Consider the following 13,777-nt stretch of genomic DNA (forward strand, 5'->3'; position numbering starts at 1 on the left):
TCCCGGGCCGGCTCCCGCTCCAGCCCCGCGCCTTGATCGACTCGGTTTTCCGGAAGTCGCGGTATCAACATGCCTCGGATACCGCGACTTTCAGCAAACGGAGTCGATCAGGGCTCCGCGGGTGCGTCACCCTTCCGGTGGAGGCCGTCCGTTCCACCGGCTTTCACGTCTTCCTTGCTCCTACGCTTCGCCGAAGGCAGGTGCGGCCGACCCGCCGGCCACTTTCGACAACGGCGGAGGGCAGATGGCGTCGAGGCGTACACGTCGGGCTGTGGTTTCGATGGTGGCCGGTGCGTTGTTCGCCCTCGGGGTGGTCGCGCCTGGCCCGGCGGCGGCCCCGCCGCCCCGCGCGGCCCATGAGGACGGCGACGTGACCCCTGTGCCGACCGAGCCGCGCCCGCCGCAGTTGCCGGCGGACTTCCAGGGCACCGGCCGGTACATCGTGCGCGACCTCGGCATCGACGTGCCGTTCACCTGGCAGGGCCGCGACGGCAACAGTCAGATGATCGCCGGCGGCCCGGAGCATCCGATCTGGTTCACCAACCTGATCTACGAGAACACGCTCTACACGCTCACCTACAAGTGGCCGAACATCCCGCTGTTCCCGCCGCGCGAGTGCAGCAAGATCCCGGGGTTCTTCAACCGGCAGATCTTCAACGACAAGCTGAAGACGTCCCGTTTCGTCGGGCCGGAGATCCTTCAGGGGGACAAGGACCGGCACGTCGACCACTGGCGGGTCGGGGTCGTCGGCGGCTCCACAGTGCCGGGGGAGTTCTTCCGGTTCCCGCTCGCGCTCGGTGACATCTACGTCGACCAGCGCGACCCGACCCGGTGGTGGCAGGTGCTCCAGTTCGGCCTCCAGAACCTCTTCGATCCCGAGCTGGACGAGTGGTTCACGATGGACAGCTTCGACCACCGCCCCGGCCAGGTGACCCTCCCCGACCGCTGCCCACCCCCGACGTCCTGACACGGCCCGCCTGATCGGCAGGTGGCCGGTGGTCGAGGGGGCCTCGGGCACGCCCTGAGCGGGGTAGGCTGCCGCGGCACATCATCCTTGATCAATCGTGGGGCATTCATGAAGAGAGCCGCTCGCTCCCTGCTCGCGCTCGTGCCACTGGTCGGTGCCGCGACTCTGGTCGGGCCGGTGATTCCCGCTGCCACCGCGGCTCCGGCGCCCTCCTCCGCCTCGGCGGCGCCAACGTCCACCGGTTCGGAGCTCTTCGTCAGCGAGACGGACTGCGTACCCAACGGCGACGGCAAGGCCGAGTCGCCGTTCTGCACCATCTCCGCGGCCGCGGCCGTCGTGCAGCCCGGTCAGACCGTGTTGGTGCAGCCGGGGCTCTACCCGGAGAGTGTCACGGTCACCCGATCGGGCACCGCAGCGGCTCCGATCACCTTCAAGGCAGCCAACACCCGGGACGGCGTCGTCCGGGTGGGCAGGTACGGCGCGGACACCGGCATCGGATCGGTCTTCACACTGCGCCAGGTGCACGACGTCGTCGTCGAGGGCTTCGCCATCTACGGCCGCGACGTGGTGCCGGTCGTCGTCGACGGCTCGTCCCGGGTCACCATCGACGGCACGTCAGTCACCCATGCCAGCTCAGAGCTGATCAAGGTCACTGGTGGCTCGGCCGACGTGACCATCAGTCGGAACTTCCTGCACTCACCCGGCACGACCGCACTCGTCGTCGAGGCGGACTCGACGGCCACCAGGGTCGTCGCCAACCAGATTCCGAACGGCGGTATGTATCTGACCCGGGCGCCGGGGTCCACCGTCACCAACAACACCATCCAGGCCGGGTGCGCTCCAGGCATCACGCTCGTCGCCTCGCCCGGTGTCACTGTCGCCAACAACATCGTCAAGCCCTTGCCGGACCAGAGGCTGTGCGAGGGCGAACCGACGGTGAAGACGGCGATCATGGTCCTCCCGGTGGAGGTTCCGCAGACGACCGTCCACCACAACCTGATCGATCCGACCACCGGCTGGGCCCTCTACCGCTGGGGCGCGACCACGTACCGGACGCTCGGGGACTTCCAGGCGGCCACCGGGCAGGGCGGGTTCGACATCGTCGCCGACCCGCTGCTCGACCCCAGGTTCGAGGACCGCGGCTACATCGCGCTGAAGCAGAGCTCCCCGGCCATCGACTCCGCCGACGCGAACGCACCCGGGGTGCTGGCCACCGACCTGATGGGCAACGCCCACGCCGACGACCCGACGTGGGCGAACACGGGCACGGGTAACGGCTACCACGACCGGGGGGCAGTTGAGCGGCTTGGGCCGACCACCCTCCGGGTCGAGCGCCTGCACCGGACGATCGGCGCCGGCCCCCTGGACACCACGCTCCGCGCCAGCGCCTCGACCCAGTGGACGACCGACGGGCCGATCGGATCCTTCGCCTACCAGTACGGTGACTCCCCGCTCTGGCGGGGCGGCACGCCGTCGCTCAACGAGAACCACCGGTTCCGTCGGGCGGGTAGCGCCTGTGTGCAGGTGCACTGGAGCACGACCGGCTTCCGGTCCGCCAGTGCCAGCGCCCCGAGCTGCACGGTGCTCGGGGCGCACTACACGGCGGTGGCGCCACAGCGGCTCCTGGACACCCGGTCCGCGGTCGGCGTTGGTACCAGCACCCCCGTGCCGCCGAAGTCCGAGGTGGTGGTGCCTGTCGACAGCATCGGCGGCGTGCCGGCGGCGGACATCAGCGCCCTGGTGCTGAACGTGACAGCGACCCAGCCGACGACCGCCGGGTTCCTGACCGTCTACCCGGACGGCACGAACGCGCCGACCGCCTCGAACGTCAACTTCGTTGCGGGAGAGACGGTGCCGAACCTGGTGACCGTGCCGATGAGCAACGGGAAGATCAGGATTCGCAACAGCAGCGGCGGCACGGTGCACGTGGTCGCCGACCTCCAGGGCTGGTACGCGGAGGCCGGCGACGGATTCGCCACCCAGCCGTTGACGCGGGTCCTGGACACCCGCACCGACGGCGGCGCGCTCCCGCCGAACAGCACGCGCACGCTCAACCTGGACCGGAAGGTCTCGCCGGGCGCGACGGCCGTCGTCCTCAACGTCACCGTCACCGCGCCGACGACCAGCGGCGTATTGAAGGTCTTCCCGTACGGCTCGCCCGTGCCAACCGCGTCGAACCTGAACTTCGTCGCCGGCCAGACCATCCCGAACCTGGTGATCGTGCCGGTGACCGACCTCAAGGCGAACATCCACAACCAGAGCTCCGGCAGCGTCCACGTGATCGCGGACCTGGCCGGATACTTCGGGGTGGACGGACAGCTCAGCTACGTTCCGAACGGGCCGCTGCGGATCGCCGACAGCCGGGACGCCACGGGCCTGCCCAACCGGGGAGGCGCGAAGCCCCTTCAGCCCTGGGAGTCGGTGAACGTCAGCCCGTACGTCGACAACCTGGCCTGCTGCGTGACGGCCGCCGCCGTGGTTGCGAACCTTACCGTCACCGCGCCGGCCAGCTCCGGTTTCCTCATCGCGCATCCGGGCGCCGAGGCGCGTCCGGCGGTGTCGAACCTCAACTTCGTGGCGGGCGAGACATCGTCGAACCTCGCCATCGTGGGGACCAAGGGCGGATTGAACCTCTACAACAGCAGCTCGGGCACCGCCCACGTGGTCGCCGACCAGGCGGGCATCTTCGTCACCCCGCAGTACTGACCGTCCCGGCAGTGGCCGCGCCCTCGTCGGGGCGCGGCCACTGCCGATGTGTCCGAACGGGACGAGCCCGGCGTCGGAGTGGGTCACAGAGCGAACAGCAGCGCGGCGTTCAGGAGGACGACAACGGCCGTCGCGAAGTGGATGCCGAAGGCGACGGCCCTCGTCCCGCCGTTGCGCAGCACGATCAGGGTGTCACCCAGCGGGACGAGCGCGACGATCAGCATGTACCACGCGACCGCGTCGGCGGTGGTGAAGGCGATCAGGGCGAGGCCGAGGAGCCCGAAGGTCAGGTCCTTCAGTCCCTTGACCGTCAGGTAGGCGGTGTCGCCGTCCGGTCGGGCCGGAACCCCGTACCCGGCGGCTGCGGCCTGCGGCACCAGCAGGAACCGCGCTCCGATGAAGACGACGAAGAGGCTGAGGACGACGGCGAGCCCGTAGGCGAGGGGTGCCAGCATGATCTTCTCCATTTCCTAGCGATGCTAGATATGAGAGCGACGCTAGCAGAGCAAGGACAGCAACGCTAGCGGTGCTAGGGTTGCTGTCATGTCGACACAGGCACGCCGGGAGCGCGAGCGGGCTGAACGGGAACAGGCGATCATCGCCACGGCACGCGACCTGGCGTTGGCGGAGGGCTGGGACGCCGTGACCACCCGGCGGCTCGCCGGCGAGATCGAGTACAGCCAGCCCGTCCTCTACAGCCACTTCAAGGGCAAGGACGCCATCATGGCGGCGGTCGCCGTCGAGGGCTTCGCCGAACTGGCCGTAGCGCTGGCCTCGGCCCGGATGTCGGCCGCCGATCCGCGCCAGGCGGTCGCCGACGTCGCGGCTGCGTACACCGACTTCGCCGAGCAACGGCCGGCGATCTACGACGCGATGTTCACCCTCATCGTCGATCTACCGTTCGCCAGCCAGGACGTCCCGACCGACCTCGCCCGCGGCTTCGCCGAGTTGGCCGAGACGGTGCGCCCGTTCGCCGGCGACGGTGACCTGGAGACGTTCACCGAGACGTTCTGGAGCGGCCTGCACGGTCTGGTCACGCTGATGCGCAGCGGCAGGCTTCGCCGCACCGACCACGACCGGCGGTTGGCGGTGCTGGTGGACCGCTTCTCCCGGTGAGCGTTGCCGCGCACGCCGAATGACCCGGCTCGTCGGCTTTGCGTCATGGTCCGGTTCAGGTCTTCCCCGTTGCCTGGATCACTCAGCCCTGGAGCCGTTGCGCCCAGTAGACCTGCCCGTTCGGCCCCAGGTAGACCAGAGCCAACAGCAGGTCGGACATCCCAACCGGCGCGGTGGCTACCGTCGGCTTCCGGGCAGCATCAGCGACGTACGGAAAAAGCGCGACGAATGTCAGTGGCGAGGCCGTCTCGTCGTACACGGCAAGTCTGTTGCCGTTGCTCCGCCACTCGTCGTCTCCGACCTTGACGTCGCCCGCACCCCGTAGCCAGGCATAGCGTTCGGCGATCCTGTTCTCGACGCCGGCGCTGCCGAGGCTGACGACGTCCTGCGGACCGGAGGCGACGAAGTCGCCCGGCTTGCGGTTGGTGCGCTTGTCGATGAGGAACACCGCGAGGTAGCCGCCATCGAGTGGCTCGGGAGGCGGCTGCCAGGCGACCCGGCCCAGCACCAGTTGGTCGCGTTCGTCGGAGGCCAGCGGCGGGCGGATCCTCTCGCCGAGAGCCGCCTGCGCCTCCGCGTAGCTGACGAGGCTGAGCGAGGAGGTGATGGCCAAGGCTTCCGGACCGTACGGCGGGTGGTTGTGGGTCCACCGCCAGGCGGCCATTCCTGCCACCACCACGGCGGCTGTCACGATGACCACCAGGGACGATCGGGTCCTTCGCCACGACATGCCCGACAGTGAACCATGCGATGGCCAGGATTGGCCGCGCCCCGGATCCGGCCGATTCGTTTACGACATCAGCTCGATAGCGAGTGCGAGAGACACCACGTCCCCGGGCCGCGCCCGCGCCCAACCCACAGATCGACTCGGGTTCCAGGAAGTCGGGGTATCAGAGCGCCTCGGACACCGCGACTTCCTGAAAACCGAGTCGATCAACCTCGCGCGCGCGTCAGTCGACGGTCGGCAGGGGTGGGCCGAGGACGTCGTCGGCGTCGACGATCGTGTACGCGTATCCCTGCTCGGCGAGGAAGCGCTGCCGGTGTGCCGCGTACTCGGTGTCGATCGTGTCCCGGGACACCACCGTGTAGAAGTGCGCCTGTCGGCCGTCGGCCTTCGGCCGGAGCACCCGCCCCAACCGCTGCGCCTCCTCCTGGCGTGACCCGAACGTCCCGGACACCTGGATCGCCACCGCCGCCTCGGGCAGGTCGATGGAGAAGTTGCCGACCTTGGAGATCACCAACGTCCGCAGTTCGCCGGACCGGAACGCGTCGAACAGCCGCTCCCGCTCCTTGTTCGTGGTCGAACCCTGGATGATCGGCGCGTCGAGGTATTCGCCGAGCTGGTGCAACTGGTCGATGTACGCCCCGATCACCAGCACCTGATCCTCCGGGTGCCGATCGACCAGCGCCTTGACCACCGGCAGCTTCGTGCGGGCGGTAGCCGCCATCCGGTAACGCTCCTCGGCCTCGGCCGTCGCGTACGACATCCGCTCCGCGTCGGTCAGGGTCACCCGTACCTCGGTGCACTCGGCCGGGGCGATCCAGCCCTGCGACTCGATGTCCTTCCACGGCGCGTCGTACCGCTTCGGGCCGATGAGGCTGAACACGTCACCCTCGCGGCCGTCCTCGCGTACCAGAGTCGCCGTCAGGCCCAGCCGACGGCGGGCCTGGAGGTCCGCCGTGAAGCGGAAGATCGGCGCGGGCAGCAGGTGCACCTCGTCGTAGACGACCAGGCCCCAGTCGCGGGCACCGAACAGGTCCAGGTGGGTGAACGCGCCACCGCGACGCGAGGTGAGCACCTGGTACGTGGCGATGGTGACCGGGCGGATCTCCTTGCGCTCGCCGGAGTACTCGCCGATCTCCTCCTCGGTCAGCGACGTGCGGGCGATCAGCTCCCGCTTCCACTGCCGGCCGGCGACCGTGTTGGTGACCAGGATCAGCGTCGTCGCCTTCGCCTCGGCCATCGCCGCCGCGCCGACCAGGGTCTTGCCGGCGCCGCAGGGCAGCACCACGACACCCGACCCGCCGGCCCAAAACGCCTCCACGGCCTCCCGCTGGTACGACCGCAGCGTCCACGGCTTGCGCCCGTCCTTGCCGGCCTCGGCCAGCTCGATCGGGTGCGCCTCACCGTCGACGTAGCCGGCCAGGTCCTCCGCCGGCCAGCCCAGCTTGAGCAACGCCTGCTTGAGCCGGCCACGCTCGGACGGGTGCACCCGGATGGTGTCGTCGTCGATCTTGTCGCCGAGCATGCCGGCGAGCTTCTTGCTCTTGGCCACCTCGATCAGCACCAGCCGGTCGAGCGCGCGCAGCACCAACCCGTGCGCCGGGTCGTTGGCGAGCTGGAGCCGGCCGTACCGGTCCATCGTCTCGGCCACGTCCACCAGCAGCGCGTGCGGCACCGGGTAGCGGGAGTACTTCAGCAGCGAGTCGACCACACCCTCGGCGTCGTGCCCCGCCGCGCGGGCGTTCCACAGACCCAGCGGCGTCAGCCGGTACGTGTGCACGTGCTCCGGCGAGCGCTCCAACTCGGCGAAGGGCGCGATCGCCATCCGGCACGCCTGCGCGTCGGGGTGGTCGATCTCCAGCAGCAGGGTCTTGTCCGACTGCACGATCAGTGGTCCACCGCTCACGCCAGCGTCCTCTCCTCGGTCGGTCTTCGGCCCTGGCGGGTCGCATACCCGCAGATGGCCGACCATCCAGTGTTGCACGGGGCGGGATGTCCAAAGAAAGTTGCTCACCAGGTGCAACCGTGACGGCACTCACGAACGTCTAGCAAATGGGCGAATCTCTGGGGAGGTGCCATGAAGCGTGTCTGCAACACTTCCCGGCTGGTTGCCCTGCTGGTGGTCGTGCTGGTCGGTTCCGGTGCGTGCACGTTCGATCCGCAGGCCGGTGGGAGTGGTGGCGGGGGAGCCGCCCCAGCCGGTGCGGCGGAAAAGGCAACGGGGGCGAGCGGCGCGCCCGGGCCGGACCAGCGCGACCGGCCCACGCCGGTCGCACCCACCTCCGCCACACCCAAGCCCAAGCCGAAACCCACCCGCACCGCCACACCCAAACCAACCCCCAGCACGGGTACGCCGACAGTCGCCGGCTGCCCGCAGGGCCAGCACCAGCGCCAGGTGGAGACCTACCTGGCCCGGTTGGGCGGGTTCGGCACGGTCACCGTGGACGGCCGGCAGTCCGCCGCGGACTGCGCCGCGATCAAGAAGTTCCAGAAGAGGTACGGCATTCGCCCCGTCGAGGGTCGCGCCGGACCGACCACCCTCGACGTGGCCCAGCGCCTCGCCACCACCGATCCGAGCCGGTGCAAGGCCGGCACCGGCACCACGTTCTGCGTCGACCTGACCCGGCAGACCGTCTGGGCGGTCCGAGGCGGCAAGGTGATCATGGAGCCGACGGTGACCCGCACCGGCATGTCCGGCTACCGCACCCCGTCCGGCACGTTCACCGTCAACTTCCGCAATCCCAAGGAGTGGTCCGACCCGTACGAGGTGTGGCTGCCGTACTGGCAGCACTTCACCCAGGGGATGGGCTTCCACGAGACCACCACCTACCTGCACGACAAGTCCATCGGCTCGCACGGCTGCGTCAACCTTCTGCACGTCGACGCGGTCCGGATGTGGGAACTGGGAAAGGTCGGCACCCGGGTGGTGCTGATCGGCCGCCGTCCCGGCACCTGACCGACACGGCCGCGAATCGGGGGTTTAACCCCTGTCCGACCGGTCCAACGAGTGTCACCCTGGGAGTCCAGGGCCGGACCGGGCGGGGAGGCTGGGTATGACGGTCGACCGTGACGTGATCGCGGAACATGAGCAGGCACCACCCGACGAGGTGTCCCGAGCGACGGTGATCGCGTACGCCGTCGCGGCGGCACTCCTCCTCGGGTGGTTCCTCTTCGGATGGCTGGTGCTGCGGCAGGGCTTCGTCGACTCGGTCGGGGAGTCCGCCGGCGCCGGCTTCGCGCTACTTCTGATCATCTCGGTGGTCGGCACCGTCCGCCGCAGCCGCCGCTGACCGACAGCGCCCCGGTGGCGCTGCCGGTCAGCCGACCCGAACCGGTCAGTCCGCCAGCACCGCCGCGGTGATCCGGTGCAGCGCGAACGTATGCAGCATCTCGGTCCGTTCGTCCTCGGCGCGCAGGTAGCCAGCGCCGATCGAGACCGGCTTGACCAGGCGGGACGCGGTCGCCCCGTGAGCGTCGACGTAACCGACCCAGACCAGCGCCTTGTCCCGCACCGCCTGCTGGAGCACCGCCAGGGCCTCGCTGTGCGTGTGTGCCGGCACCGGGCCGCCACCCAGCCCCGCCGCACCGCCACGCACCACCGCCGGCGCCCGTCGGGCCGCCCGCGCCGCCGCCTCACCCCTGCGGATGTGCTCCACCACACCGAGCAGCCGTGGCATGGGCAGCTTCGGGGTGGACAACGGGTCGAGCGTCCGGGTGGTCACCGACACCCGCGCCGGGGCCCTGCGGATCCGCGGTCGGGCCAGCACCGTGCTGCCGGTGCCGTCCTCCTGCACCGGAGCGTACCCGGCGTCGCGCAGCGCACCCAGCAACCGGCCCACCTGGTACTGCGTGCACAGCACTGTCGGCGCGAGCCGACGCAGCGCCAACGACTCCAGCCGACGGTCCGCCAGCACCTCGCTGAGCAGGGTCTCGTCATCGCTGCGCAGGTACGCCCCGGCCAGACCGACCCGCAGCCCGCCGTGCTTACGGGCCACGTCGTCCACCAGGTAGGTGAGGCCCTGGGGCACCGGGGTACGCGACCGCCGCCGGAACACGTCGTGCAGGTCGTCGGCCGTGTAGCCGGAATCCAGCGCCCGTCGCACGCTCGACGTGGTGACCCGGTGCACGCTGGCCCCACCGGCCGACTCGAGTTCGGTCATCGCCTCCAACTCGACGGCGAGCGCCGGTTCGGGCGGGCCGGGCACCACCACTGTCAGGTCGGCCTGCACCAGGAAGTGGTCGACCGGTGCGGGCAGCAGCGCGTCCAACGCCCTGGCGGCACTCGACGGGTCGCCGCTCTCGACGTCCGCGTGCACGCCCAGCGGATCCTCGCCGCCCCGCTCGTCGGTCGAGCTCAGGTCACCCAGCAGCAGCCGACCGTAGGACGTGAGCGCACCCAGACCTGTGACACCCAACTGCGCGGCCTCGGCCAGCACCTCCCGGTGCGCGGTGTCCCGGCCCCGGCTGCGTCGTGGCGCCCGCCAGTCGAGCAGGTCCTGCACCTCGTCGGGGGTGGGCGCGGTAGCCGGCTCCAGGTCGGCGAGCACGCCGAGCACGGCCCGCCGGGTGCCGGGGACACTCGCCCGTTCGGCCTCGGAGGAGAGTGCGGCGATCGGCCGGTCCCGGTCGTCCCGGCGGCCGACCAGCCCCACCTGCCGGGTCATGGTCAGCCAGGCCCGGGCCAACTGCTCCCAGCGTTGGGCCAGCGAGGCGGCCCGCCACACCTCGTACCCGCCGGTCGGCAGCACCTGCTGATCGGCCCCGTACCGGCCGGAGGCCGCGCCCGGCATCTCCAACTCGCCGAGGAGCCCCGCCGCGTACGCCACCTCCAGCAGCAGCGCGGTCGTCGGTTCGTCCAACCCGGCGGTACGCGCCAGCCGCCGCAGGTCCCGTACGCCGATGCCGCCCGAGCGCAGCACCGGCGCTGGTTCGTCGGCCAGCTGCTCCAGCAGCCCTTCGGTGTTCCGGACCACCTCCATCGTCTGCCCGGCGCCGGCCGAGTCGACGGCCTTCGGTTCACGGGGCGCGCCGGCAACCGGCGGTGGGCTGGTGCGCAGCGGGCCGAGCGGGCCACTGTCGCGGCGCAGCAGCAACCCGACCTCGCGGGGCAGCTCCACCGTGCCGCTGGCCGTCGACGAGCCGGTCGTCACGGGGACCAGCAGCCGGTTGTCGACGAGCCAACGCACCGGGGAGCCGGCCGGGGCACCACCGTTGGTCGGGTCGGAGAGCACCGGGTCCTCCGCGCCGAGCGGTGGCGCCTGCAACGCGCCCGGAGGCACACTGCCCACCGGCGGGCCGGCAGCCAGGCGGTCCAGGATCGCCCGAGCCGACGGCGGGGCGGCGAGCAGCGTCCGGCGCAGTTTCGCCGGGTCCGCGCAGAGCACGGCCGTGCGCGGGTCCAGCTCCGCGGCGGGCCGGCCGAGCCCAGCGGGGTACGGGGCGACTTCGTCGACGGCGGGCACCACCTCCAGCGCGTGCTCGGGGCCGTACAGCAGAAAGAGCGCGCGCAGCCGACCCACGGCGGCCCGGACGGCCGTCGGAGCCGGCGGGTGCGGCCCGGAGGTCGCCATGGCCAGGACGGCGTCGGCGGCCGTGGTGCCGTCGTCCGGGTTCCGGGTGAGGCGGGCGGCGTCGAGGATCTGGAGGGTGAACTGGTCCAGCCCGTCCAGCGCACGCGCCACCGAGACCCGGGACTGGGCCCGGATGGCCAGGGCGGAGACGTCGGCTGGCACGGGCACGACGAGATCGGGCCGCAGCTGGAGGAGCGCGGCCAGTGACTCGTCGGGCAGCGACCGCAGGTGGTCGGCGAGTGAGGTGGTCATCGTCTTTCCACGCTAGCCCGGCAGCGGGCCTCCGCGCCCCTCGGACGTTCGGCCGGACGGGAGTCGCCGGGTACGTTTTTCGGCATGCCCGCACTGACCGTCGGATTCGATCTCGACATGACCCTGGTCGACTCCCGCCCCGGGATCGCCGCGGCGTACCGCGCGCTGACCGCGAAGACCGGCGTGCCGATCGACGCCGAGCTGGCGGTGTCCCGCCTCGGGCCGCCGCTGCGTACCGAGATCGCGCACTGGTTCCCACCGGAGCAGGTCGAATCGGCCGTGCTCGTGTACCGCGAGCTGTACCCGGCGTACGCGATCACCCCGACGCTCCTGCTGCCCGGCGCGCGGGAGTCCATCGAGGCGATCCGTGCGCGGGGTGGGCGGGTGCTGGTCGTCACGTCCAAGATCGGCCGGCTGGCCCGGTTGCACCTGGACCACCTCGGTCTCGAGGTCGACGAGTTGGCCGGCGACCTGTTCGCCGAGCAGAAGGCGACCGCCCTACGCGAGCACGGCGCCACCCACTACGTCGGCGACCATGTCGCGGACATGGTGGCGGCGGCAGCGGCCGGGGTGCCCGGGATCGGGGTCGCGACCGGCCCGTGCTCGCGGGATGAGCTGCGCTCGGCCGGGGCGGAAGTGGTGCTGGATCGGCTCACCGAATTCCCAGCGGCACTCGACGGCATGATCCAGCTAGCCTTGGAGCAGTAGCGGCTCAAGTGAAGCAGGGGTTTTCAGGTGCCTACGGGTCGAGTGAAGTGGTACGACACGGCCAAGGGATACGGCTTCGTCACGAGTGACGAGGGCGGGGACGTGTTCCTGCCCAAGGGGGCGTTGCCGGCGGGTGTCACCGACCTCAAGGGTGGCCAACGGGTCGACTTCAGCGTGGTGGACAGCCGTCGGGGCGCGCAGGCCATGGGAGTCAAGCTGCTGGACGCGCCGCCGTCGATGGCGGAGTTGCGCCGTCGACCGGCTGAGGAGCTGCACGGCCTGGTCGAAGACATGATCAAGGTGCTGGAGGCCAAGGTCCAGCCCGACCTGCGCCGGGGTCGGTACCCGGACAAGAAGACCGCGCAGAAGATCGCTCAGCTGGTCCACGCGGTGGCGCGCGAGCTGGAGGTCTGAGGCACCAGGCCGGCGGTGGCGGCGCGGTCGAGCAGTGCCGCCACCGCGGCGAAACCGGCCTCACCCAGGTCCGCGGTGAACTCGTTGACGTAGAGGCCGATGTGCCGGTCCACGACGTCGAGTTCCATCTCCTGGGCGTGCGCCAACACGTACTCCCGGCTGGCGGCCGGGTCGGCCCACGCCTGCCGGACGGACTCGCGGACCCAGCCGGCTGCGGCCTCCGGGTCGACGGCGCCGCGTCGGGCCAGGATCGCACCGAGTGGAATGGGCAGGCCGGTGTCGGCCTCCCACCACTCGCCGAGGTCGACGAGCGCGCTCAGGCCGTGTCGGTGGTAGGTGAACCGGGCCTCGTGGATGACCAGCCCAGCGTCGTAACGCCCAGCCGCGACGCCCGGCATGATCTCGTGGAACGGGACCACCTCGATCCGGGCTGGCGGCTGCCCGGCCGACCAGAGCCGGAACAGCAGGTACGCGGTGGTCCGGTCGCCCGGCACCGCCACCGTGGCGCCGGACAGGTCGGTGCGGTCGCCCCTGGTCAGCACCAGCGGGCCGCAGCCACGACCGAGCGCGCCACCGCAGGGCAGCAGGTGGTAGTCGTCGAGCAGCCAGGGCAGCGCCGCGAAACTGACCTTGACCAGGTCGAAGGCGCCCCGCTCGGCCGCCGTGTTGGTGACGTCCACGTCCGCGTAAGTCACCTCGACCGGCGGTGCGCCGGGGACCTGCCCGTGCACCAGCGCGTGGAAGACGAACGTGTCGTTGGGGCAGGGCGAGATCGCCAGGGAGAGCGCCACGCCCCTCACGTTAGCCCTGCCCCCGCCCTGAGGCCCGTGCCCACCCCGCCCACTGTGATCCGTGACAGCTCGGAGGCCTGGCCTGGCCTGGCCGGGCGGGTCGGGTCGGGCCGGCGGGTCGGATCGGAGGCGAAGGCGGTCGACGACGCCAGCGGGGCGCGTGCCTCAGGCGTCCTTTGGAGCTGATGTCGTAAACGAATCGCATCGGGCGGGGCTGTTCCGGAGAATGCCGCGCCGGTCGAGCCTCGCCCGCGCCGCGCCGCGCCGGGCCGCGCCGGACCTCGCCGCGCCGGACCTCGCCGTGCCGGACCGCGCCGGGTCGGGCCTCGTCCGTGTCGTGGCGGGCGGTGCCGCTGACCGCGCCCAGGCTGGGCGGTCTTGGGGCAGCACGGTCCTGGAGATGAGGGTCGGCGCGGTGATGCCGCAAACGATTCAGCTCCAAAGGGGCGTTGGGAGGTGCCATCCACCGGCCCGAGAGCTTTTCCACAGGGTTATCCACAGCCCTGACATGGCTGTTGATAGAGCCTCG

At 70.9% G+C, this 13,777-nt stretch carries 12 protein-coding genes; 7 read left to right on the top strand and 5 right to left on the bottom strand.

What is annotated here, in order from left to right:
• Positions 1 to 370 precede the first annotated feature (370 nt).
• The gene (locus FHU34_RS30040; protein WP_145786007.1) at positions 371 to 967 is read left to right on the top strand and encodes a hypothetical protein; all 597 of its coding nucleotides are present in this window, start codon (positions 371 to 373) and stop codon (positions 965 to 967) included.
• A 108-nt stretch (positions 968 to 1,075) separates the two neighbouring features.
• Positions 1,076 to 3,673 carry a right-handed parallel beta-helix repeat-containing protein gene (locus FHU34_RS30045; RefSeq protein WP_145786008.1) on the top strand — a complete coding sequence of 866 codons (2,598 nt, stop codon included), beginning with the start codon at positions 1,076 to 1,078 and terminating at the stop codon, positions 3,671 to 3,673.
• A gap of 83 nt (positions 3,674 to 3,756) precedes the next feature.
• Here the strand turns inward: FHU34_RS30045 and FHU34_RS30050 are convergent, their stop codons facing one another.
• Positions 3,757 to 4,140 carry a DUF4267 domain-containing protein gene (locus tag FHU34_RS30050; protein ID WP_244312053.1) on the bottom strand — a complete coding sequence of 128 codons (384 nt, stop codon included), beginning with the start codon at positions 4,138 to 4,140 and terminating at the stop codon, positions 3,757 to 3,759.
• A 76-nt stretch (positions 4,141 to 4,216) separates the two neighbouring features.
• Between FHU34_RS30050 and FHU34_RS30055 the strand changes: the two genes are divergently transcribed.
• Positions 4,217 to 4,789, top strand: a complete 573-nt coding sequence (locus tag FHU34_RS30055) for a TetR/AcrR family transcriptional regulator (protein WP_145786009.1) — start codon at positions 4,217 to 4,219, stop codon at positions 4,787 to 4,789.
• 82 nt (positions 4,790 to 4,871) lie between these two features.
• Here FHU34_RS30055 and FHU34_RS30060 read toward each other — a convergent pair whose 3' ends face one another.
• Both FHU34_RS30060 and FHU34_RS30065 read right to left on the bottom strand, forming a co-directional pair.
• Positions 4,872 to 5,519 (bottom strand): hypothetical protein, encoded by a 648-nt coding sequence (locus tag FHU34_RS30060; RefSeq protein WP_244312054.1) that lies wholly within the window; start codon positions 5,517 to 5,519, stop codon positions 4,872 to 4,874.
• Between the two features lie 220 nt (positions 5,520 to 5,739).
• Positions 5,740 to 7,419 (bottom strand): DNA repair helicase XPB, encoded by a 1,680-nt coding sequence (locus tag FHU34_RS30065; protein WP_145786010.1) that lies wholly within the window; start codon positions 7,417 to 7,419, stop codon positions 5,740 to 5,742.
• A gap of 171 nt (positions 7,420 to 7,590) precedes the next feature.
• Between FHU34_RS30065 and FHU34_RS30070 the strand changes: the two genes are divergently transcribed.
• Both FHU34_RS30070 and FHU34_RS30075 read left to right on the top strand, forming a co-directional pair.
• The gene (locus FHU34_RS30070; RefSeq protein ID WP_145786011.1) at positions 7,591 to 8,469 is read left to right on the top strand and encodes a L,D-transpeptidase family protein; all 879 of its coding nucleotides are present in this window, start codon (positions 7,591 to 7,593) and stop codon (positions 8,467 to 8,469) included.
• A gap of 97 nt (positions 8,470 to 8,566) precedes the next feature.
• Positions 8,567 to 8,803 (top strand): hypothetical protein, encoded by a 237-nt coding sequence (locus tag FHU34_RS30075; RefSeq protein WP_145786012.1) that lies wholly within the window; start codon positions 8,567 to 8,569, stop codon positions 8,801 to 8,803.
• Positions 8,804 to 8,848: 45 nt separating this feature from the next.
• Here FHU34_RS30075 and FHU34_RS30080 read toward each other — a convergent pair whose 3' ends face one another.
• Positions 8,849 to 11,335, bottom strand: a complete 2,487-nt coding sequence (locus FHU34_RS30080) for a helicase-associated domain-containing protein (RefSeq protein ID WP_145786013.1) — start codon at positions 11,333 to 11,335, stop codon at positions 8,849 to 8,851.
• Between the two features lie 84 nt (positions 11,336 to 11,419).
• Here FHU34_RS30080 and FHU34_RS30085 point away from each other — a divergent pair, with 84 nt between their 5' ends.
• On the top strand, positions 11,420 to 12,043 hold the full coding sequence (locus FHU34_RS30085; protein WP_145786014.1) for an HAD family hydrolase: 624 nt from the start codon (positions 11,420 to 11,422) through the stop codon (positions 12,041 to 12,043).
• Positions 12,044 to 12,070: 27 nt separating this feature from the next.
• The gene (locus tag FHU34_RS30090; protein ID WP_088986676.1) at positions 12,071 to 12,457 is read left to right on the top strand and encodes a cold-shock protein; all 387 of its coding nucleotides are present in this window, start codon (positions 12,071 to 12,073) and stop codon (positions 12,455 to 12,457) included.
• On the opposite strand, the gene FHU34_RS30095 is transcribed toward FHU34_RS30090, so the two are convergent.
• A complete protein-coding gene (locus FHU34_RS30095; protein WP_145786015.1) occupies positions 12,418 to 13,248 on the bottom strand; it encodes a 1,4-dihydroxy-6-naphtoate synthase in 831 nt (276 codons plus the stop codon). The two genes, FHU34_RS30090 and FHU34_RS30095, sit on opposite strands and share 40 nt — an antisense overlap.
• Positions 13,249 to 13,777 lie beyond the last annotated feature (529 nt).

The sequence above is a fragment of the Micromonospora taraxaci genome, from assembly GCF_007830095.1.
Lineage (GTDB): Bacteria > Actinomycetota > Actinomycetes > Mycobacteriales > Micromonosporaceae > Micromonospora > Micromonospora taraxaci.